Below are 20310 nucleotides of genomic sequence, written 5' to 3' on the forward strand. Positions count from 1 at the left end.
CGTTCATTGGCAACGGGCACAAGGACCCGACATGCTCCCGGACCGGTTCGACCAACCTGCCAGGGGCGGAGTGCGGCGGCGACCATCGCGCGTATCTCAGAACTGCCGCAAAAACCGCAGATCGTTTTCAAAGAACAGGCGCAGGTCGTTGACTCCGTACTTGAGCATGGCGATGCGCTCGATGCCCATGCCGAAAGCAAATCCGCTGTAGATGGAGGAATCGTAATCCACAGCTTTAAACACCTCCGGATCGATCATGCCGCTGCCGAGGATCTCCAGCCAACCGGAACTCTTGCAGACCCGGCAACCGCCGCCGCGGCACATGACGCACTGGATATCCACCTCGGCGCTCGGCTCGGTAAAGGGAAAGAAGGAAGGCCGGAACCGCACCTTGACGTTCTTGCCGAAGACCTGGGTCAGAAAGGCGGTCAGCACGCCCTTCAGATCGCCAAAGGTGATGCCCTTGTCGACCAGAAATCCTTCGACCTGATGAAACATGGGGGTATGGGTCAGATCCGAGTCGCGGCGGTAGACGGTACCGGGGGCGATGACCCGCACCGGCGGGGCCTGCTTGAGCATGGTGCGGATCTGCACCGGCGAGGTATGGGTGCGCAACACCACATCGTCGTTGATGTAAAAGGTATCCTGCATGTCCCGGGCCGGATGGTCCTTGGGCATGTTGAGGGCCTCGAAATTATAAAAATCCTTTTCCACCTCGGGGCCCTCGGCGACGCCGAAACCCAGAGCGGAAAAGATCTCGATCAGTTCCTCGATGACCAGGGTGACCGGATGCTTGGTGCCGGCCACCAGGCGCCGGCCGGGCAGGGTCACGTCCAGCCGTTCACTGGCCAACCGCTGCTCCAACTCCATCTCCCGGACCTGCTCCAGACGCTCATCGAAGAGAGCCTCAAGGTCCTCCTTGACCCGGTTGGCCAGGGCGCCGAGCACCGGCCGCTGCTCGGCCGAAAGATCCTTCATGCCCTTCATGAGCGCCGTCAGCTCGCCCTTTTTTCCCAAAAACCGGACCCGCACCTCCTGCAGAGCCGCCACCGTAGCGGCAGCCAACAGGGCGGATCGCCCCTGGTCAAGCATCTGATCGAGTTGCTCTTTCATATTCCGTCCCGTCGTTCCGTGATCCAGATAGTGAGGGTATCCCCGGTCTGGTCGATACCGCGCAGATCAAAAAAAAAGAGATGGGGCCCGGCCCCATCTCTTTTTTTTCATTCCATGGTTCTTACTGAAGCTGGGCTTTGGCTTTTGCCGCGATGGCGCTGAAGCCGGCCGGATCGGTCACCGCCAGCTGCGCCAGGATCTTCCGGTCCAGCCCGATTTCGGCCTGCTTCAGACCGAACACCATGCGGCTGTAGGACAGGCCGTTCTCCCGCGCCGCCGCATTGATGCGCGCGATCCACAGGGCCCGGAAATCACGCTTCTTGACCTTGCGGTCGCGGAACGCGTAGTTCAGGGCGCGGTCAACCGCCTCGGCGGCGGACCGAAACAGCTTGCTGCGTGCGCCACGATAGCCTTTGGCGAGTTTGAGAACCTTGTTTCTTCTGCGTCTCGCTTTAAAACCTCTTTTTGCTCTGGGCATGTGTTTCTCCTTGCAGTGTTGAAATACGCGGCCTGGCCGCGGCCGGATCTGAAGGGGGAGACAATTCCCCTCAGTTCACGGTCTTGATTCGCCCTGGCGGATTCCTAGATGTAGGGAATCAACCGACTGATATTTTTTTCGTCCACCTTGGCCACCAGAGTGGCGTGGCGCAGGTCGCGCTTGCGCTTGCTGGTTTTCTTGGTCAGGATGTGGCTGGTAAAAGCTTTATTCCTGCGAATCCTGCCGGTGCCGGTCTTGCGAAAACGCTTGGCCGCACCGCGATTGGTTTTGATTTTAGGCATATCAACCCTCTCCTTCGTCCATGATCTGTTCCGGACGGACACGCTATTGCGACCCGGCCATCCAACATCTTTACATCGCCACGGGAATCGACCAAATCAAACCCGGCGCTATTTCTTTTTGGGGGCCAGCACCATTGTCATGAAACGCCCGGCCATTCTCGGCGTCATCTCCACCAGGCCGAGTTCGCCTATCTCGGTGGACACGCGCTCCATCAACGCCGCCCCGAATTCGGGATGGGTGACTTCGCGACCGCGGAACATGACGGTCACTTTGACCTTATCGCCATTCTCCAGGAACCGCCGCACATTTCTCAGTTTGACCTGAAAATCGTGCTCCTCGGTCTTGGGACGCATCTTGACCTCTTTGATTTCCACCCGTGCGGTTTTTTTCTTGGCATCGGCCGCCCGCTTGCTCGCCTCATACTTGAATTTGCCGTAATCCATGATCCGGCAAACCGGCGGTTCAGCGTTGGGCGACACCTCGACGAGATCGAGTCCCCGCTCTTCAGCAGCGATCAATGCATCGCGCACGCTCATGATGCCGAGCATGCCCCCTTCATCGTCGACAACCCGAATCTCTTTGGCACGGATGGCGCGATTGACGCGCGTCTCTTCCTTAGCTATGGTGGCACCTCCTAACGATACTGTTTACACTCGTCCAATACAAACTGCACAAAGGCGTCCGGCGTCATGGGCGACAGGTTCTGACCGCTACGGTAACGCGGCGACACAGTTCCATCCGCCATTTCCTTATCCCCGATCACCAGCATATAAGGGATCTTTTCGAACTGCGCCTCACGAATCTTGAAGCCCAACTTCTCGTTGCGCAGATCCAGCTTGACCCGTACTCCGGCAGCGCGCAGCTGGCGATGCACCGCTTCGGCATAAGCGGCCTGATTATCGGTGACATTGACCACAACCGCCTGAACCGGAGCCAGCCATAGAGGAAAGTTGCCGGCATAATGCTCGATCAGCACGCCGATGAAACGCTCGATGGCCCCCAGCACGACGCGATGCAGCATGACCGGCCGGTGCCGTTCGCCATCCTTGCCGACATAGGTGAGATCAAACCGCTCGGGCAGGGTAAAATCGCACTGGATTGTAGCACACTGCCAACGCCTGTCAAGGGCGTCCTTGAGCTTGATGTCGATCTTCGGCCCGTAAAATGCGCCGTCGCCTTCGTTGATTTCATAGCACAGTCCGACATCGTCGAGGGCCTGCAGCAGGGCCTTGGTGGCCCGCTCCCAATCCAGGTCGCTGCCGATGGACTTGGCCGGACGGGTGGAAATCTCGACCTCGTATTCAAAGCCGAAGATGCCCATCACGTCGCGGACGAATTCCAGTACGCCCTTGATTTCGCCGTCCAACTGCTCCGGGGTGCACAGGATATGGGCGTCATCCTGGGTGAAGCCCCGCACCCGCAGCAGGCCGTGCAGCACGCCCGACTTCTCATGACGGTGCACCGTGCCAAGCTCGAAATAGCGCAGGGGCAAATCCCGGTAGGAACGCATGTGGGACTTGTAAATCAGCATGTGGGACAGGCAGTTCATGGGCTTGATGCCGTAACTCTGCCCGTCCACCTCGGTGAAATACATGTTCTCCCGGTAATTGTCGAAGTGCCCGGAGGTCTTCCAGAGTTCGGTGCGCAGAATCTGCGGACCCATGACCAGGTCGTACCCGCGCTTGAGATGTTCGCGGCGCTCGAAATCTTCCAGGATGGTGCGCAGCAGGGCGCCCTTGGGATGCCAGATGACCAGGCCGGCGCCGGCCTCTTCGTTGAAGGAAAAGAGATCCAGCTCGCGGCCCAGGCGACGGTGATCCCGCTTGCGGGCCTCTTCCAGCCGCGCCAGATAGGCCTTGAGCTCCTTTTTGTCGGGGAAGGCGGTAGCGTAAATACGCTGCAGCATGGCGTTCTTTTCGTCGCCACGCCAGTAGGCGCCCGCCACGCTGGTCAGCTTGAAGGCCCGCAGGCGACCGGTGGACGGCAGGTGCGGCCCGCGGCAGAGATCGACGAAATCGCCCTGCCGGTACAGGGAAACCCGGGGTTCGCCCAAATCCTCGATGAGCTGCACCTTGTAGGTCTCGCCCATGGAGCGGAACAGCGCAATGGCCTGCTCCCGACTGACTTCCTCCCGCACCACGGGCAGATCGGCGGCGGCCAGTTCTGTCATGCGAGCTTCGATGCGCTCGAAGTCCTCCGGCGAAAAGGTGTGCCGCTCACTATAAAAATCGTAATAGAAACCGTTTTCAATGGCGGGACCGATGGTCACCTGAACCTCGTCGCCATACAGATCCTTGACGGCATGAGCCATGAGATGGGCGGCGGTATGACGATAGACTTCCAGGCCTTGCGGGGAATCGAGGGTGATCAGCTCGACCCGGCAGTCCCGGTCGAGAGGCGTCGAGAGATCGGCCAATTGGCCGTCGATGCGCGCCGCCACGGCCTGCCGGGCGAGGCCGGCACCCAGGGCGGCGGCCACATCCCGGGGCGTACTTCCGGGAGGAAACGGTTTTATGGAACCATCCGGCAACTGCACCTGAATCATGACGACACCCTCTGCGCGAACGAAAAGAGGCATCCTAGGATGCCTCTACCGTGTACGCGTCTGTTTGGTAGATGATGGTAGGCACGGGCGGGATTGAACCGCCGACCCCTACCGTGTCAAGGTAGTGCTCTCCCACTGAGCTACGTGCCTACAAAATCTCTGCGACGGAGCAAATTATTAGCAAAGAAGGCCGAACCCTGTCAACCTCTTTTTCTCCACCGCCCAAAAAAGTTCCCCTTCAAATCTCTCGGGCCGCCACTTCGGCTTCAAAGTCGAGCAGCCACTGCTTGCAATCCAGTCCGGTGCCGCCCGAATAACCGGTCAGGCGGCCGCCGGCCCCGACCACCCGATGGCAGGGCACCACGATGGGCCAGCGGTTGCCGGCCATGACCCGTCCCACGGCCCGGGCCGCCCCGGGAGAACCCGCCAACCGGGCCAGTTCTCCATAACTGATCCGCTCAGCGTAGGGTACCTGGCTGAGAGCCTCCAGAACCCGTTGGCCAAAGTCCGAACAGCGCTCGGCAGCGAGGGGCACCTCAAATCGCCTACGGCGGCCCTCAAAGTATTCGGCCAACTGCCGCAGGGCCAGAGGCACCGGACCTTCCCCGGCCGGCGCACAGGTCGGATAGCGGCTCGCCAGCCAGGCGCGGACGGACGATCCGGGCGGCAACAGGCCGATTTCCAGTAACTGCTCAGCGGTGCCGACCACTACCACGAGGCCGACCGGAACTTCCAGACTGCCCCACCAGAACCGCTCCATCCGCGGCGGATTTTTCATGCCGTCCTCGTCAATCGTCGCCGCAGCATCCGCACCACATCGCGCACTTCCTCGACACCCAGAGCCAGGCAACCGAACAGAAACACCAGGCCGCCGACGGCTACCGCCGCCGTCAGCACCAGGCCCTTTTCCACCATCATGGCCGGTTGGCGCCAATCGGTCAAGCCCAGCAGCAGATGCACCACCAGCGCCATGGCCAGCAGGGCAGGCAGAATGCGCAGCAACGAGCCTCCGATACGCGTCAAACCCAGGGTGCCGATGCGCCGCCGCAGCAGCCAGAGCAGGACCGTGGCATTGAACATGGAGGACAGGCTGACGGCCAGGGCCAGGCCGACATGTTTTAACGGTCCCATGAGCAGCAGCCCGAGGCTGATATTGACCAGCAGGGTCACAAAGGAGACCTTGACCGGCGTGCGGGTATCCTTCATGGCATAGAAGGTCGGCACGATGACCCGGCTGACGCCGACGAACATCAGTCCCGGAGCGTAAACCGCCAGCACCCGGCCGGTCTGCAGCACGTCCTGGATGGTGAAGGTCCGGTTCATGAAAAACAGGCTGTAGATGGGTATCGCGCAGAGTGCCAGACCGACGGCGGCCGGCACCGTGACCAGAACGATGAGCACCAGGGCGAAGCGCAAGGATTCCTTGAAACCGACCTTGTCATCCAGGGCCGCCTGCCGGCTCATGGCCGGCAACACGGCCTGGGCCAGGGAAACCACGAATATCCCGGTGGGAAACTCGAACAGGCGCTGGCCATAATACAGATAGGAGACGCTGCCCTGGGGCAGGAACGAGGCCAGCAGTCGCGACACCACCACGTTGATCTGATAGATGGCCACTCCGACGATGCCGGGCAGCATCAACCGGGCGATGCGGCGCACCGCCGGATCGCCGAAATGGAAATCGGGCCGGGGCAGAAACCCCCGCGCCCGCAGACCGGGCACCTGCAGCAGCAACTGCAGCAAACCTCCCAGCAGCACGCCCACGGCGAGGGCGGTGATGGGCACTTGGAACAGGGGCCCCAACACCAAAGCGCAACCGATCATGGCCAGGTTGAGCAAGACGGTGGAAAAGGAGGGCGTAAAATAATGACCGAGTACATTGAGGATGCCGGAGGCCAGAGCCAGCAGGCTGACGAAGAACAGATAGGGAAACATCAACCGGTTGAGAAAATCGGTCAACTCCAACTTGCCCGGCACGGCGCCAAAGCCGTAACCGATGACCCGCACCACCAGAGGCGAGGCGAGAACCCCCGCCAGGCAGATGGCCACCATGAGCACCGTCAGGAGGGTCCAGCAGATATTGGCCACCCGCCGCCCCTCTTCCGGCCCGCGCTTCACGTAGACTTCCGAGAAGGTCGGCACGAAGGCCGCCGTCAGGGAACCCTCGGCAAAGAATTGCCGCAGCAGGTTGGGGATGGTGTAGGCCATAAAAAAGGCGTCCGTCGCAAAACCGACCCCGAACCAGCGGGCCACTACCATGTCCCGCGCCAGGCCCGCGACACGACTGCAGGCGGTGGCCGCGCCCATGATGCCCGTCGCCCTGGCTATCTTTGCTTTCTCCGACATAAAGCCTCTGTTTCCGTCCGCCACCCGTTGCGAGTCCGCCGCCTTCCCAAAGTGGATTATTTAAATTTAATTCCACATCCGGGAAACGCTAACAGATTAAAGTAAAAGGGAATTTCGATATTTTATTGTTAATTTCTTATCTTGACTCGTGCTACGGCCGATGCTATAAAACAGGCCTGAACAACGGGAGGCGATCTTGCCCCCTTCAACCCCCGATGGAGGAACAACCTTGGCCAATCACAAATCCGCTCTCAAACGCAATCGCCAGGCGGCGGTGCGCAATGCCCGCAACAGCCATATCCGCTCTACCATGCGTACCTTCGTCAAGCAGGTCCGGACCGCCGTCGCCACCGGCGACCAGGCCGCGGCCAACGAAGCGCTGGGTCGGGCCGTACCCTATATCGACAAAGCCGCAACCAAGGGCATCATCCACAAAGCGACCGCCAGCCGCAAGATTTCCCGCCTGGCAAAGCTGGTCAACGGCATGGCGTAAGCCGTACCACCGCTACATAGTGAAAAGGGGCTTTTACAAGCCCCTTTTTTTATGCGCGCCGACTCCCGCCGAGGTGCAGCACCAACCCTTCCAGCAGAGCGGCCGGTTCGGGGCCGCTGGATTTCAGGCCCAGGTCCGTGGCCAGCAACAGTTCGAACAGAGGCCGAAACCGGTCCGCCGGAAACTCCCGGGCCTGCTGCAACAGTCCATCCAGGAAAAAGGGATGAATACCGATGCGGGCCGCCATTTCCTGGCGCGAATGCCGGTCCGTCAACAATTCCCGAGCCATCCAGAGCTGTCGAAAATGACGGGTAATCATGCTCAGGATGACCAGGGGCGCCACCCCGTCGGCCAGCAGCCGCCGCAGCAGCGGCAGGGCTCGGGCGGCATCCTGGCGGCCGAGAGCTTCGGTCAGCTCGAAAATATTGTCGATGCGGCCATCGGACACCACGGCCCGGACCTCACCGACATCCGCGACCGTCACCTCCCCCAGGAAGTTGCGCAACTTGGCCAACTCCCCATCCACCTCGTAGAGATTGCAGCCGACCCGCCGGCAGAACAGGGCCAAAGCCTCTTCCGTGAAGGAAAAGCCTGCCTCCCGGGCCAGATCGGTGACGAAGGCGGGCAGCTGGTGCTCGCGCAGGGGCTTGAACTCGACCTGGGCCCCGCGCTTCTTGAATTCCTGGAAGAATTTACGCCGGCCATCGATCTTTTCGGCACACAGCACCAGCACCGTTTCGGGGGCCGGATCCGTCAGATAGGCCAGACAGGCGTCCAGCTCCGCCGCAGACCATTGCTGCAAATCCCGAACAATGACCAACCGATGGGAGCTGAAAACGGGAAAGGTACGGGCCGCGTCCAGCACCGCCGCCGCCCGGCAGTCCCGGGCGGAGAAGACCTCCAGGTTGAAGTCCCGGGCCTCCGGCGCCACCACCCGATCCCGCAACTGCCGGAGCACCCCATCGATGAGATAGGATTCCTCGCCGTAGAGCAACAGCAAGGGCGGAAAACGCCGGTCACGCAACAGGCGCTGCAGCTCAGCGGCGGTCATGGGTGCAACTCCTCGCGTCAGAACGCATCCATGAGCCGGGAATACAGTTCGTCGGCCAGCCGCCGGCTTAGCTCGGCGATGGCCGCCTGCTCACGATCCCGCTCCAGGGCCTTGTCGGGACTGGCCAGGTAATCCTCGGTCCACGACACCTTGCCTTTCCAGAGCACCTGGGCGGTATCGGCCCGGCGCAACACCGCATCCATCCTGATCACCGATCGGTATTCGGCGATGCGGTCCCCGGCGTCATAGGCCAGGGCATAATTCCGGTAGTCCACGATGGTTCCGCTGAGCAGGGCATCGGCCCGCTCGGGCTGTTCCACCAGTTCAGCCCCCGGACTGCGTGCCAGACGGTCGACCACGGCATTGGTCACCGCATTTTCCAGGAAGGGTTCGTAGGTGCGGTTGCGAAACATTTCGACATACACATACCGCGCGCCATCGGGGAGACGGTCGTCGCGGCCCTGCAGTCGATAGCCGCAGGCCGTCAGCCCCAATCCCAGCATCAGCGTCAGGATCAGCCATAGCCGCCGGTTCATGACGCCACGATGTTCACCAGCCGGCCGGGAACCACCACCACTTTGCGCACTGTCTTGCCCTCCAAAAAACGGGCCACATTGGCGTCGGCCAAGGCCGCCTGCCGGGTCACTTCGTCATCGGCGTCCGCGACCACGGTCACCTTGCCGCGCACCTTGCCGTTGACCTGAACCACAATGGTTTTTTCCTCTTCCACCAGGGCCGCAGCGTCCCATTGCGGCCAGCCCGCCGCCTCCAGTCCGCCCGCGTGGCCAAGCCGGGCCCACAGTTCCTCGGCGATATGGGGCACAAAGGGCGCCAGCAACCGCACCGTCGTTTCCAGAGCTTCGCGCAGCACGCCCGGGTTGGCCGGTTTGTCCTTGAAGCCGTAGATGGCATTCACCAGTTCCATGACGGCGGCAATGGCGGTATTGAAATGAAAGCGCCCGTCCACATCCTCGGTAACCTTCTTGATGGTCCGGTGCACCTGGCGGCGCAGAACTCGCGCCTCACCTTCGGTCCGGGCCGGAATCGTCGCCGCGCCGACCAGTTCCAGGTGGTCCAAAACCACCCGCCAGACCCGGTGCAGGAAACGGTAGCAGCCCTCCACCCCCTGTTCGTTCCACTCCAGGTCTTTCTCCGGCGGGGCGGCGAACAGGGAGAACAGGCGCGCGGTATCGGCACCGAAACGGCTGATGAGCTGGTCGGGGTCGACCACGTTTTTCTTGGACTTGCTCATCTTTTCATTGCGCCCCACCTGGGCCGGTTGCCCGCAGAGGCTGCATTGGCCATCCACCACCTGCTCAGGAAACAGCCAGCCGTGGGTCGGGCAGGAGCGCGTTTCCATGCAGACCATGCCCTGGGTGAGGAGGTTGGAGAAGGGTTCATCCAGCCCCAGCATGCCCAGATCGCGCAGCACCTTGGTGAAAAACCGGGCGTACAACAGGTGCATGACCGCATGTTCGACGCCGCCGATATACTGGTCGACGGGCAGCCAGTAATCCACCGCGGCGCGGTCCAGGGGACCGTCGCCATACTGCGGGCAGGCGTAGCGGGCGAAATACCAGGAACTTTCGACGAAGGTGTCGAAGGTGTCCGTCTCGCGGCGGGCCGGGGTCCCACATTGGGGACACGGTACATTGAGGAACGCGGCGTGCCGGGCCAGGGGGCTGCCGCCTTCACCGCTGATTTCCACGTCCTCCGGCAACAGCACCGGCAGCTCCGCTTCCGGCACCGGCACCGCGCCACAGGCCGGGCAATAGATGATGGGGATGGGCGTTCCCCAGTAGCGCTGGCGGGACACACCCCAGTCACGCAGGCGGAAATTGACGGTGCGCCGCCCCACCCCCTGCTGCTCCAGGTAGAGGGCGATGTCTTCCTTGGCCTGCTCGTTGTCGACGCCGTCGAAGGGACCGGAGTGAACCAGCCGGCCGGGTCCGGTCCAGGCCTCGGTCATGGTGGCCGCATCGAAGGTCTCGCCTTCCGGCTGAATGACCACCACCAGGTCGAGGCCGTATTTGCGGGCAAACTCGAAATCCCGCTGGTCGTGGGTCGGTACGGCCATGACCGCACCGGTGCCGTAATCCATCAGCACGAAGTTGGCGAGAAACACCGGAATACGACGGCCGTTGACGGGATTGACACAAAAGGAGCCGGTGAATACCCCCTCCTTGACCAGATCGTCGCTGGTCCGGCGCAGCTTGTCCTGCTGCCGCACCCGGGCGATGAAGGCCTCGACCTCTTGCCGCCGTTCGGCGGTGGCGAGTTCCAGGGCCAGGGGATGCTCCGGCGCCAGGCTCATGAAGGTGGCGCCGTACAGGGTATCCTGGCGGGTGGTGAACACCTTGACGCTCAGCTCCCGGTCGGCCACCGGGAAGTCGATTTCGCAGCCGATGCTGCGACCGATCCAGTTGCGCTGCATGACCAGCACCGGCTCCGGCCAGCCCGTCAGCCGCCAGGTGTCGTCCAGCAGTTCCTGGGCGTAATCGGTGATCTTGAAAAACCACTGATCCAGTTCCTTCTGCTCCACCTGGCTGTCGCAACGCCAGCACCCGCCGTTTTCCACCTGCTCGTTGGCCAGCACGGTCTGGCAGGTCGGGCACCAGTTGACGAAGGAGCTCTTGCGGTAGGCCAGCCCCTGCTCCAGCATCTTCAGGAAGATCAGTTGCTCCCATTTATAGTAGGCGGCGTCGCAGGTCGCCAATTCCCGGTCCCAGTCGTAGGAGAAACCCATCTTCTTGAGTTGGTCGCGCATGTGCGCGATGTTCTCCCAGGTCCAGCGAGCCGGGTGGGTGCCATGCTGGATGGCGGCATTCTCCGCCGGCATGCCGAAGGCGTCCCAGCCCATGGGATGCAGCACGTTGAAGCCCTGCAGGCGTTTGAAGCGGGCCACGACGTCGCCAATGGAATAATTGCGGACATGGCCCATGTGGATCCGCCCCGAGGGATAGGGAAACATCTCCAGCAGGTAATATTTCTGCCTGCCGGCATCCTCCGTGGCTTGAAACGCCCGCTGTTCTTCCCAGGTGGCCTGCCATTTCGATTCTATGGCGGCGGCGTCATAACGCTCTTCCATAACGCTCCTCAGTATCCGGCCCGGATATCGGTCAAACAGTAAAGCCGGCCAGCGCCGGCATCACTCTGCATCAGAAAATGACATGCATGCAGAACCTCTCCGCCGCGTCATCCACGACAGCGTCTGCATGCACCAGGGGCAAGCATGTCTCGGCGGGCCGCCGCGGCGGCCTATTTTTCCCGATAGGTAATCCGTCCCCGAGTCAAATCGTAGGGGGACAATTCCACGGTAACCCGATCGCCGGGCAGAATACGAATGTAGAACTTGCGCATTTTGCCGGAAATGTGGGCCAGTACGATGTGGCCGTTGTCGAGTTTGACGCGGAACATGGCATTGGGAAGGGGTTCGATAACCGACCCTTCCACTTCAATGGCTTCTTCTTTGGCCAAGGGTACCTCCTGGTGAGTAGCTGGTCTTTCGTATCGGGAACATGGGAAAAACAGGTGAACCGAATAACATTTTCACGACCGGCGGCGTCACCGGTGCTGAAACGCAACTATTTAACATGACCGCACAGGGAATTGTCAACCCTTTGCAGGATTGGGCGGCACCGGTTCAGCCTGCGAGGCGGGTCGGTCCAGCAGGCGCGCGGCAACTTCCACCACCTGCGGCGTCTGCACCGGCTTGTGGATATAGGCATTGGCACCCAACTGCAGGGCGCGATCCCGATCCTGGTCCACGCCCTCGGTGGTGACGATGACGATGGGCACCTGACCGTAGCGACTGTCCTGGCGCAGCAGGGCAACCAGTTTCAACCCATCGAGATGGGGCATGTTGATATCGGTGAAGATCAGGTCGACGGTCTCGTTGGCCAACAGCTTGAGGGCTTCGAGGCCATCGTTGGCTTCCAGCACCGTCACCGCCGGCAGGCGCCTCAGCGCCATGACCAGCAACTGCCGCATGATGCTGGAATCCTCGACCACCAGAATTTTTCTCTGTGCCATCACCTCACCTCCACTGTGGGCATCTGCGCCGGCCCCCATGGGCGGCACCGGCGCGGGTGCCTGCCGTCGGCCATGGCCGGCCATGTCTCCGGCTCCGCATGGTGCACGCCTGAATTCCCATCATTTGGTCAAGAGATCCAGAAAGCTCTGGATGGTCGATAGCTTGCGTTCCGATTCCGAATATAGCTTGGCGGCGAAGACTGCGGTCGCGGCGTGACCCGCCAGCAGCGAGAACAGCTCGAAGTCGATTTCGGCAAACCGGCTCTTTTGCAGCAACAGTTTGTAGATGGCGATGACACCGATGACCCGATCCTTGATTTTCAGCGGAATACAGGCCAAAGGCCGATCGGGGGCGGCGCAATGGGTACTGATATCGTCGACGAAAAAGCTTTGCCCGCTGTGGGCAACCTGACCGGGCCCGGTTTGGTTGAGACCGAAGGCCGGCATGTCTTCCGGAGCCAGGCCTTCCGCGGCGACTGCCTGCAGGGTCATGGACTTTTCGTCCAGCAGCAGCAGGGCAAATTCCTCGGCACCGATGAGATTGATGAGAATTTCGGTGATGATGCGCAGAACTTCCCGCAGGTCCAGGGTGGAATGCAGCTGATAGGTGGCAATATACAGATTGGCGAGGCTGTTGTTTTCCGCCTCGATCTCGACATAGCGATTGGCAAAATCCAGGTTCTCCGCCTCGACCTGGGCGATGCGCTGCAGGATGGCCTGTTTTTCGGCCTCCAGTTCCTGAACCCGGTTGCGCAGCCCGGCCAACTCCGCCTGCAGACCCGGCAGGTCGGCGGCATCGGCACGGCCCTGCTGGTAATGCAGCAATTGAAACCGGAGCCGTTCGTTTTCCTTGAGCAGTTCCTGGGTGAATTCCGCGCCCTTCTTGAACGCCTGGAGGAGTTCCTCGGCTTTTTGCGTCACCGGTTCCCGTTTGACATTCTGATCCATTGTCCTACCTCTCCCTATCCGCAGCCTTCGGAACAGCGAATTTGCCACGCACTCCGGGCCGGCGACAAGCGCTTCAGGTTTCCACAAACCGCCGAATGGTCTGCAGCACCATGGCCGATTTGAAGGGTTTGGGAATATACCAGTCGGCACCGACCGCCATGCCCCGTTCGATATCCTCCGGACACTTCTTGGCGGTGACCATCACGACCGGAATGTGGCAGGTTGCGGCGCCGCTCTTCAACCGGCGGCATACCTCGAAACCATCCATTTCCGGCAGCATGATATCCAGCAGGACCAGGTCCGGGGCGTAGTCTTCCACCACTTCCAAGGCGGCCTGGCCGCTGGTGACCCCTTTGACATGGTAGCCCTTGGAAGTCAGCAGTATGCTTTCCAGACGCAACAAGCTGGCCTCGTCCTCGACGATCAGGATCTTTTTCTGCTCCACTCCCAAGCTCCTTTTTGCAGATGTAAATCCGGCCCGAACCGTCCCGACCATCAGAGACCGGGCCGGCGGAAGTCCATGCCCGGTTATGTTTGTCCTGTCGACGGATTCCAGGTTTGCATCAAACGGCCCGGACCATCAGTCCGCACCGAGGGGAAAATCGCACAGAGCCGCCAGACTCAGTATCGGCACCGCCCCGCGTGAGATGGGGATGTAGCCGTCAAAAAACCGTGCAACCCCGTCTTCGGACTCCCGCTCCGACACCTGTTCCTGGCGGTCGGCCTGCACCAGAGGCCCCACCCCGGCAACCCGCAATCCGATCATCTGCTGCTGCCAGAGGCACACTACCACCTTTGCGCCCCGCCCGTCATCCCCGCTGCCCGGCACCAGGCGTTGCCGCACATCGAGGACCGGCACGACGCATTCGCGGAACACCGTGGCGCCGCGGATGAACTCGGGCACCCGGGGCAACGGCACCAGGGCCACTGTGCTCATTATCGCAACAATGCCTTCAATGTCCAGCGCATAGCGGGCATCGCCGCCTTGGACCAACAACCAGCGGCGCGGGGCCACCGGGTCGGTCGGACCGCCGGAAGCCGTGGATGGAGGCGCATCAGGAGACATGTGCTGCTCCGGCCAAAAGCTGCTGCTGACCCGCGGTACGGATGACGGTGCCCAAATCCAGCAGCAGCATGGGTTGGTCATGGCCCGGATCGGCCAGCCCGGCGATGCCCGGAAGGCGCCGCAAAACCCCTTCGAAGGGACGCAGCACCGCCGTACAGCGCCGACTGACCGCTTCCGCCACCAGCGCCACCTGACGCTGGCCCAGGGCCGCCACCACCAGGTACCCGTCGTCGGTCCAGTCCGCTTGGCTGCAGCCCTGAAAGGTCCGCAGGGAAAACAGGGGGGTCGACCGCCCGCGCAAGAGCAATGCCCCGGAACAGGAGCCGCAATCCCGCCGTATCTCCCGCAGGAGCCGAACTTCCAGAACATCCTCGACGGCCAGGGCATACCAGAAGGCACCGGCCTTGATTCCCAGCACCGGCAGCACCGTCCGCTTCATGGGCAAGACCAGGCGTACCGTGGTGCCGGCCCCTGGAGTACTGTCCAGTTCGACCAAACCGGACAACCCGGCGAGATGCTGATGCACAATATCCAGGCCGACACCGCGCCCGGAAAGTTCCGAAACCTGCCGCCGGGTGGTAAACCCGGGCAGGAACAGCAGATCGAAAATCTCCTGCCGGCTTAGTTCGATTTCCGGGGCCAGCAAGCCACCTTCAACTGCCCGCGCCCGAACCTGTTGCGCGTCGATGCCGCCGCCGTCGTCGGTCACCGCCACGACAAACTGGTTGCCCTGTTGGCCGGCCTCAAGCAGCACGCTCCCCTCCTCCGGCTTGCCGGCGGCACGCCGATGGACCACGGGTTCGATACCGTGATCCACGGCATTGCGCAACAGGTGGGTGAGAGGTTCGCTCAAAGCCTCCAGCAGACCGCGGTCCAGGGCGGTGTCGCCACCGCGAAGCTCCAGCCGGATGCGCTTGTTTCCGTCCAGACAGGCCTGGCGGACAATGCGCTGCATACGCTCGAACAGAAAATGAACCGGAACCGTGCGCGCATTGTGCAGGGCCCGATGCAACCTTTCCAGACCCTGGCCCAAATCGCGCAACAGGGAATCCAGCTCCATGGCACGAATCGGGTCGATGGGCGTGCTCCAGGAACGCTGCCACCGCAGCAGATTGCCCTGGCACAGGGCCAGATCACGCGCTTCTTCCTGCAGGGCTTCAAGGCAGGCCTGCTCGACCCGAACCAGGCGCGGCGGAGCGGCCGGTGCCGTCCTTCGGGCCGTTTGCGGCGGCGGATCGCCGATGGGCAGCCGCCGCAGTACCGGCGCCGGCTGCCAATCCAGCTTGTCGCACAGGGTCTCCAACTGGCGGCCGGCCAACAGCCAATGCATGACGATCTGGCCGGCGGCGTCCAAAGCGCCGGGGACACCGGCCAGCAGTTCCCCGACCCCGTGCAGGGCCTCGCGCAGCCGGGTCCCTCGCTCCTCCATGGCTGCCAACGGTAATTCGGCATCGAGTTGATAGAGGGCGCGGCCCTGGGCCAGGCACTGCAAAAGCCGTTGCCCTTCGGCAGTCGTCAACGCCTGGGCAATATGTTTTTCGATCCCCAGATCTTCCGGGGCGATCTGCAAGGCCGGCGGGGCCGGTTCGGCCACACCGGCCAGACGCGCGAGGAGCGGCTGCAACGCCGTCTCCGGCCGGCGCTCATCCGGCGGGTTTTGCACCAGGTGCTGCAATTGGTCGGCCGCCTCGAGCAAAAGCTTGGCAACATCGATGGACAGGCTTTGACGCCCGGCCCGCAGGGCATCCAGCACCTGTTCCAGGGCATGGCACAAATCGGCCGCGGAGGACCGATCAAAGGCCGCCGTCAGACCCTTGAGGGAATGAATGCGGCGGAACATTTCGGCCACGCTCCCGCCGTCCGACGCAGCCGGATCGTCCTGCCCGAACAGGCCCAGAACTTCCTGGCAGAATCCCTCCACCAGCTCCCGGGCGGCGGCCATAAACTCCTGTTCCTGATCCAGCATGGGAGTCGCAATCCTTTCCCAATCCCCCCTCGCCGTCAGGGTGACCCGGCGCTCTTCAGACGCCCTTCCAGCAGCGCCTTTTCCATGGCCAGGCCGGCTTGGGAAAGGAAGATCTCCAGGGCCTCGGTATCCCCCACCAGCGCCTGGCGGGGCAGGTTGTCGCCATAGAGGACCGCCACCACCCGCCCCTCACTGACGATGGGTCCCAGAAACACCTCTCGCGGCACCGCCCCCCCGAGGGCCTGGCACAGGTACCGATCCCACTGCCCGGAACCCAGCTCGGCCTTGCAGGGCCGCGACTGTAGTGATATCCGAGCCAACAGGCCATCGCTGTCCCGCGGCACGCGGATGCCCAGAAGTCCATCGTCCCCGGAAGCGGTTCCCGTCTCAAGACCGAACTGGCCGACGGCAACCAGGTGGTCATCCTTGACTTTGAAGATCACCGCCCGGTTCATGAATTCGCTGGCAAAGCGCAGCACCAGCAGCAACACGCCGCCGCCGAGGGAGGGATTGCCCAATTCCTGCAACATCCCCTTCAACAGCAGCAGCCCCGGCGAGTGCTCGCCAGGACCCGCGGCCATGCCGGAGGACGGCGCGGGGAAGCTGTCCATGGCGGGCCAATGCGGCTCGCCCGCCGCCCCCGGTCGGGGCAACAACCGCGCCAGTTCCTTGCTCAAGGTTTTGCCGAGAGCCGCCAGCGCCTTGCGGCCGGAGGCGTCCCGCAGTTCCCGGGTCCGCGGCTTGGGGAAAACTTCCGGCAGCCCGAGATTGCGCACCCGCCGAGTCAGCTCACCATTGCGGTAATCGCAAATCGCCAGGGGGGAAATATCGGGAAACCGCTCCTGTACCAGTTCCAAAAGCTCCAAACCGCCCAGCACCCCCTCGCCATTGAGCCGCGGCATGATCAGATCGATGATCGGCAGGGGCTTTAGGCCCTTGGATTTCGAAGCCAGCAACGCGGTCCAGAATTCGGCGGCGCTACTGAACAGGGTGACGGAAAAACCCTGTGCCGTCAATTCCGCCCCCAGAGCCTGGCGCACCATGGCATCATCGTCCACCAGCCAGACCGAGGCCAAGGCCGGCCCCGGGTCATTCCGAAAAGCGATGGCATTTTCCGCGACCGTCGCGGTCCGAGGCTCAGGCAGCGGCTCTGCAGCCGTCAGACTCTGCGGACAAATGCCGTGTCGCAACCGGATGCGGCCCGGACCGGGAGGCAGGGCCTCCGGCGGTGCCGTGTCCCAGAGCTCGAATATGAAATGACCCTCCTGCCAGGTGGCCAGTTCGCGGAGAATCTCCACCACCAGGCCGCGGGCCGCCGACTCGTCGGCGGCCGGGGCCTGGGGTGCGGACGCGGCGCCGGAGCCTGGCCCGTCGGGTGCTTGCTCTTCCCGGCCCCCCCCAACAAGGTTGCTGTCCACCACCTGAACCACCCTGCCGGCCTCAAAGAAGAGTTCCACCTGCCGCTGCGACCGGTTCAGGCACAGGTGGCCGGATTTCCCGCTCAGGCGGATGATTTGCAGGATCTCTCCAAAGCCGAGATCTTCCAGTTTGCCGGTCAGTCCCATATCGTCTCGCTCATTACGGCAATCCAACATGCCGGGCCCGAAAGATACTATAGCAATTTCCGGCCCAAAGGCTATCAGCTAGTTGAAAATCCCCGGCCTGGAACTTTGGCGGCCCTTCTCCCGGCGGCCTAGCGGCGCTCACGTTCCTTGAATTCCAGCCGGATCGGCGTACCCACAAAGCCAAAGGTGGCCCGTAAATGATTGACCAGGTAGCGCTGATAAGAAAAATGTACGGTTTCCGATCGGTTGGTGAAAACCACGAAGCTTGGCGGACGGACCGCGGTCTGGGTGATATAGAAGAGTTTCAGCCGGCGCCCCTGCACCATGGGCGGCTGATGGGCCAGTACCGCTTCCTCCAGGGCCTTGTTGAGGGCGGCCGTCGGTACCTGACGGTTAAACTCCGCCGCCACCGCCTCCACCTCGGCCATGATTTTCGCCACCCGCTGACCGGTCAGGGCGGAGACGAACAAAACCGGCGCGAAATTGAGGAACTTGAAGGCATCCAGGACCTTCTGCCGGTACTGATTCAGGGTCGAATTGTCCTTGGCAATACAATCCCACTTGTTCACCACCAGGATAACCGCCCGGCCGCGCTCGAAAGCATAGCCGGCCACGGTCAGATCCTGATCGGTAATGCCTGTCTCGGCATCGATGACCACCAGAACCACATGCGCCCGGTCCATGGCCTTGAGGGCCTGAATGACGCTGTATTTTTCCAAACGCTGGCTGACTTTGCCCTTGCGCCGGATACCGGCCGTATCGATGAGCACATAGCGTTGCCGATTGTAGACAAAGGGCGTGTCGATACTGTCCCGGGTCGTGCCGGCGGTCGGGTTGGCGACCACCCGTTCGCTGCCGACCAGACGATTGACCAGGGACGATTTGCCGACGTTGGGCCGGCCGATGACCGCCAGCCGGACTTCCTGCTCGGCAGTATCCTGGCCGGTTGCCGCCGGCGGCAGCCGGGTCAGCAGTTCATCCATCAGGTCGCCGACCCCGCGGCCGTGCTCCGCCGAGACCGGGAACAGTTGGTCCACCCCCAAACCGAAAAACTCCCCGACGGCAGCCTCCTGACGTTCTCCGTCGACTTTGTTGACCACAAACAGGACCTGCTTGCCGGAACGCCGCAACAGTTCCGCAACCTCCTGATCGGAGGGGGTCAGGCCTTGCTGGGCATCCATGACAAACAGGATGACATCGGCCTCCTCGACGGCCAGTTGCGATTGTTCGCGCATCTGCACCAGCAGGCGATCCTCGCTCACCGGTTCGAACCCGCCCGTGTCAACCAGGGTAAAAGGCACTTCGAACCGCGTCACGCGGGCATAGTTGCGGTCCCGGGTTACCCCGGGGATATCCTCGACGATGGCGCGGCGCTGGCCGAAGATGCGATTGAACAGGGTGGACTTTCCGACATTCGGGCGTCCAACAATGGCGACCACGGACATGATGTCAACTCACAGGCAACAGGGAAAAGAGCAGTCGGGCTTTTCAGTCATAGCCGAACCGTTTCAGGGAGCGTTCCGTCTCGGTCCAGTTCTTCTCCACCTTGACCAGCAGTTCGAGAAAAATCCGCGTCCCGAGCAGCCGCTGGATGCTGTGGCGCGAAGCCTGGCCGATGGCTTTGATTTTGCTCCCGCCGTGGCCCAGCACAATCTTCTTGTGGGCCTCCCGGGCGACGAAAATGGTAGCCTGGATGACCACCAGTTGCTGTTGGGGTTTCTCGGTGAAATTTTCCACCACCACCGCCGTGCCGAAGGGAATTTCGTCGTGGACCTGGCGCAACAGTTGCTCCCGGATCATCTCGGCCACGATGAACCGCTCCGGCAGATCGGTGATCATGTCTTCCGGATAATAGCGGGGGCCTTCGGGCAACTGCGTGACCAGGGCCGCCAGCAGGTCCTGGAGGCCTTCCCCCTTCAAGGCCGAGACGGGAATGATGGCCTGAAAATCGAATTTTTCGGCATAGGCGGCGATCAGGGGCAGCAGTTTGGTACGGGGAATCAGGTCGATCTTGTTGATGACCAAGATCACCGGCGCCTTGGTACGGGCCGCCAATTCCAGGACGAAATCGTCGCCACCGCCCGGCGGATCATCGGCCTCGACCAACAGCAGAATGGCATCCACATCCTGGCAGGCACTGACAGCCTGGTCCACCATGTAGCGATTGAGCAGGCCGCGGGCACGGTGAATGCCCGGCGTATCGAGAAACAGCAACTGGGCGCCGGGCAGATTGTGAATACCGAGAATCCGGTTGCGGGTGGTCTGCGGCTTATGGCTGGTAATGGCGATTTTCTGCCCCAGCACCGCGTTCAGCAAGGTCGATTTGCCGACGTTGGGACGGCCGATAATGGCGATGAAACCGGAACGGAACCCCTCCGGCGGACCATTTTCATGGGTCACGGAA

The 20310-nt window shown here is 62.2% G+C and carries 20 protein-coding genes and 1 tRNA gene; 1 reads left to right on the forward strand and 20 read right to left on the reverse strand.

The window, feature by feature from the left end:
* Positions 1-96: 96 nt before the first annotated feature.
* The 8 genes from pheS to murJ form a co-directional block, all read right to left on the reverse strand.
* The gene (gene pheS / locus JQN68_RS09870) at positions 97-1113 is read right to left on the reverse strand and encodes a phenylalanine--tRNA ligase subunit alpha (RefSeq protein WP_225072239.1); all 1017 of its coding nucleotides are present in this window, start codon (positions 1111-1113) and stop codon (positions 97-99) included.
* A 121-nt stretch (positions 1114-1234) separates the two neighbouring features.
* Positions 1235-1591, reverse strand: a complete 357-nt coding sequence (gene rplT, locus JQN68_RS09875) for a 50S ribosomal protein L20 (protein ID WP_225072238.1) — start codon at positions 1589-1591, stop codon at positions 1235-1237.
* Positions 1592-1695: 104 nt separating this feature from the next.
* Positions 1696-1893, reverse strand: coding sequence for a 50S ribosomal protein L35 (gene rpmI / locus JQN68_RS09880; protein ID WP_225072237.1), 198 nt, complete (start codon positions 1891-1893; stop codon positions 1696-1698).
* Between the two features lie 108 nt (positions 1894-2001).
* Positions 2002-2517, reverse strand: a complete 516-nt coding sequence (gene infC, locus JQN68_RS09885; protein WP_225072265.1) for a translation initiation factor IF-3 — start codon at positions 2515-2517, stop codon at positions 2002-2004.
* A gap of 11 nt (positions 2518-2528) precedes the next feature.
* Positions 2529-4439: a threonine--tRNA ligase gene (thrS, locus tag JQN68_RS09890; protein ID WP_283775492.1), complete on the reverse strand. Its 1911-nt coding sequence runs from the start codon at positions 4437-4439 to the stop codon at positions 2529-2531.
* A gap of 75 nt (positions 4440-4514) precedes the next feature.
* Positions 4515-4589, reverse strand: a tRNA-Val gene (locus JQN68_RS09895).
* Positions 4590-4677: 88 nt separating this feature from the next.
* Positions 4678-5217: a methylated-DNA--[protein]-cysteine S-methyltransferase gene (locus JQN68_RS09900; protein ID WP_225072235.1), complete on the reverse strand. Its 540-nt coding sequence runs from the start codon at positions 5215-5217 to the stop codon at positions 4678-4680.
* Positions 5214-6785 carry a murein biosynthesis integral membrane protein MurJ gene (gene murJ, locus JQN68_RS09905; RefSeq protein WP_225072234.1) on the reverse strand — a complete coding sequence of 524 codons (1572 nt, stop codon included), beginning with the start codon at positions 6783-6785 and terminating at the stop codon, positions 5214-5216. The genes JQN68_RS09900 and murJ overlap by 4 nt, the downstream gene beginning before the upstream one ends.
* Positions 6786-7014: 229 nt before the next feature.
* Here murJ and rpsT point away from each other — a divergent pair, with 229 nt between their 5' ends.
* Positions 7015-7278 (forward strand): 30S ribosomal protein S20, encoded by a 264-nt coding sequence (gene rpsT, locus JQN68_RS09910; RefSeq protein ID WP_225072233.1) that lies wholly within the window; start codon positions 7015-7017, stop codon positions 7276-7278.
* Positions 7279-7327: 49 nt separating this feature from the next.
* Here rpsT and holA read toward each other — a convergent pair whose 3' ends face one another.
* The 12 genes from holA to era all read right to left on the reverse strand — a co-directional run bounded on the left by holA (position 7328) and on the right by era (position 20306).
* Complete coding sequence (gene holA / locus JQN68_RS09915) at positions 7328-8329, reverse strand: DNA polymerase III subunit delta (protein ID WP_225072232.1); 1002 nt, start codon at positions 8327-8329, stop codon at positions 7328-7330.
* A gap of 17 nt (positions 8330-8346) precedes the next feature.
* Entirely contained in the window at positions 8347-8865 is a 519-nt protein-coding gene (gene lptE, locus JQN68_RS09920; RefSeq protein ID WP_225072231.1) for an LPS assembly lipoprotein LptE, read from the reverse strand.
* Positions 8862-11417 (reverse strand): leucine--tRNA ligase, encoded by a 2556-nt coding sequence (gene leuS / locus JQN68_RS09925; protein ID WP_225072230.1) that lies wholly within the window; start codon positions 11415-11417, stop codon positions 8862-8864. The genes lptE and leuS overlap by 4 nt, the downstream gene beginning before the upstream one ends.
* Positions 11418-11587: 170 nt before the next feature.
* Complete coding sequence (gene infA / locus JQN68_RS09930; protein ID WP_225072229.1) at positions 11588-11806, reverse strand: translation initiation factor IF-1; 219 nt, start codon at positions 11804-11806, stop codon at positions 11588-11590.
* A 135-nt stretch (positions 11807-11941) separates the two neighbouring features.
* The gene (locus JQN68_RS09935; RefSeq protein ID WP_283775493.1) at positions 11942-12445 is read right to left on the reverse strand and encodes a response regulator; all 504 of its coding nucleotides are present in this window, start codon (positions 12443-12445) and stop codon (positions 11942-11944) included.
* A 36-nt stretch (positions 12446-12481) separates the two neighbouring features.
* Positions 12482-13309, reverse strand: coding sequence for a GAF domain-containing protein (locus tag JQN68_RS09940; RefSeq protein ID WP_225072227.1), 828 nt, complete (start codon positions 13307-13309; stop codon positions 12482-12484).
* 73 nt (positions 13310-13382) lie between these two features.
* Positions 13383-13754, reverse strand: a complete 372-nt coding sequence (locus JQN68_RS09945) for a response regulator transcription factor (RefSeq protein WP_225072226.1) — start codon at positions 13752-13754, stop codon at positions 13383-13385.
* Positions 13755-13889: 135 nt separating this feature from the next.
* A complete protein-coding gene (locus JQN68_RS09950; protein WP_249621162.1) occupies positions 13890-14375 on the reverse strand; it encodes a chemotaxis protein CheW in 486 nt (161 codons plus the stop codon).
* Entirely contained in the window at positions 14365-16341 is a 1977-nt protein-coding gene (locus JQN68_RS09955) for a chemotaxis protein CheA (protein WP_225072224.1), read from the reverse strand. The genes JQN68_RS09950 and JQN68_RS09955 overlap by 11 nt, the downstream gene beginning before the upstream one ends.
* 35 nt (positions 16342-16376) lie before the next feature.
* On the reverse strand, positions 16377-17906 hold the full coding sequence (locus JQN68_RS09960; RefSeq protein WP_225072223.1) for a response regulator: 1530 nt from the start codon (positions 17904-17906) through the stop codon (positions 16377-16379).
* A gap of 128 nt (positions 17907-18034) precedes the next feature.
* Positions 18035-19354: a ribosome biogenesis GTPase Der gene (gene der / locus JQN68_RS09965; protein ID WP_225072264.1), complete on the reverse strand. Its 1320-nt coding sequence runs from the start codon at positions 19352-19354 to the stop codon at positions 18035-18037.
* A 40-nt stretch (positions 19355-19394) separates the two neighbouring features.
* On the reverse strand, positions 19395-20306 hold the full coding sequence (gene era / locus JQN68_RS09970; protein ID WP_225072222.1) for a GTPase Era: 912 nt from the start codon (positions 20304-20306) through the stop codon (positions 19395-19397).
* Positions 20307-20310 lie beyond the last annotated feature (4 nt).

The sequence above is a fragment of the Desulfuromonas sp. CSMB_57 genome (assembly GCF_020194955.2).
Taxonomy (GTDB): domain Bacteria; phylum Desulfobacterota; class Desulfuromonadia; order Desulfuromonadales; family Syntrophotaleaceae; genus JAFCIY02.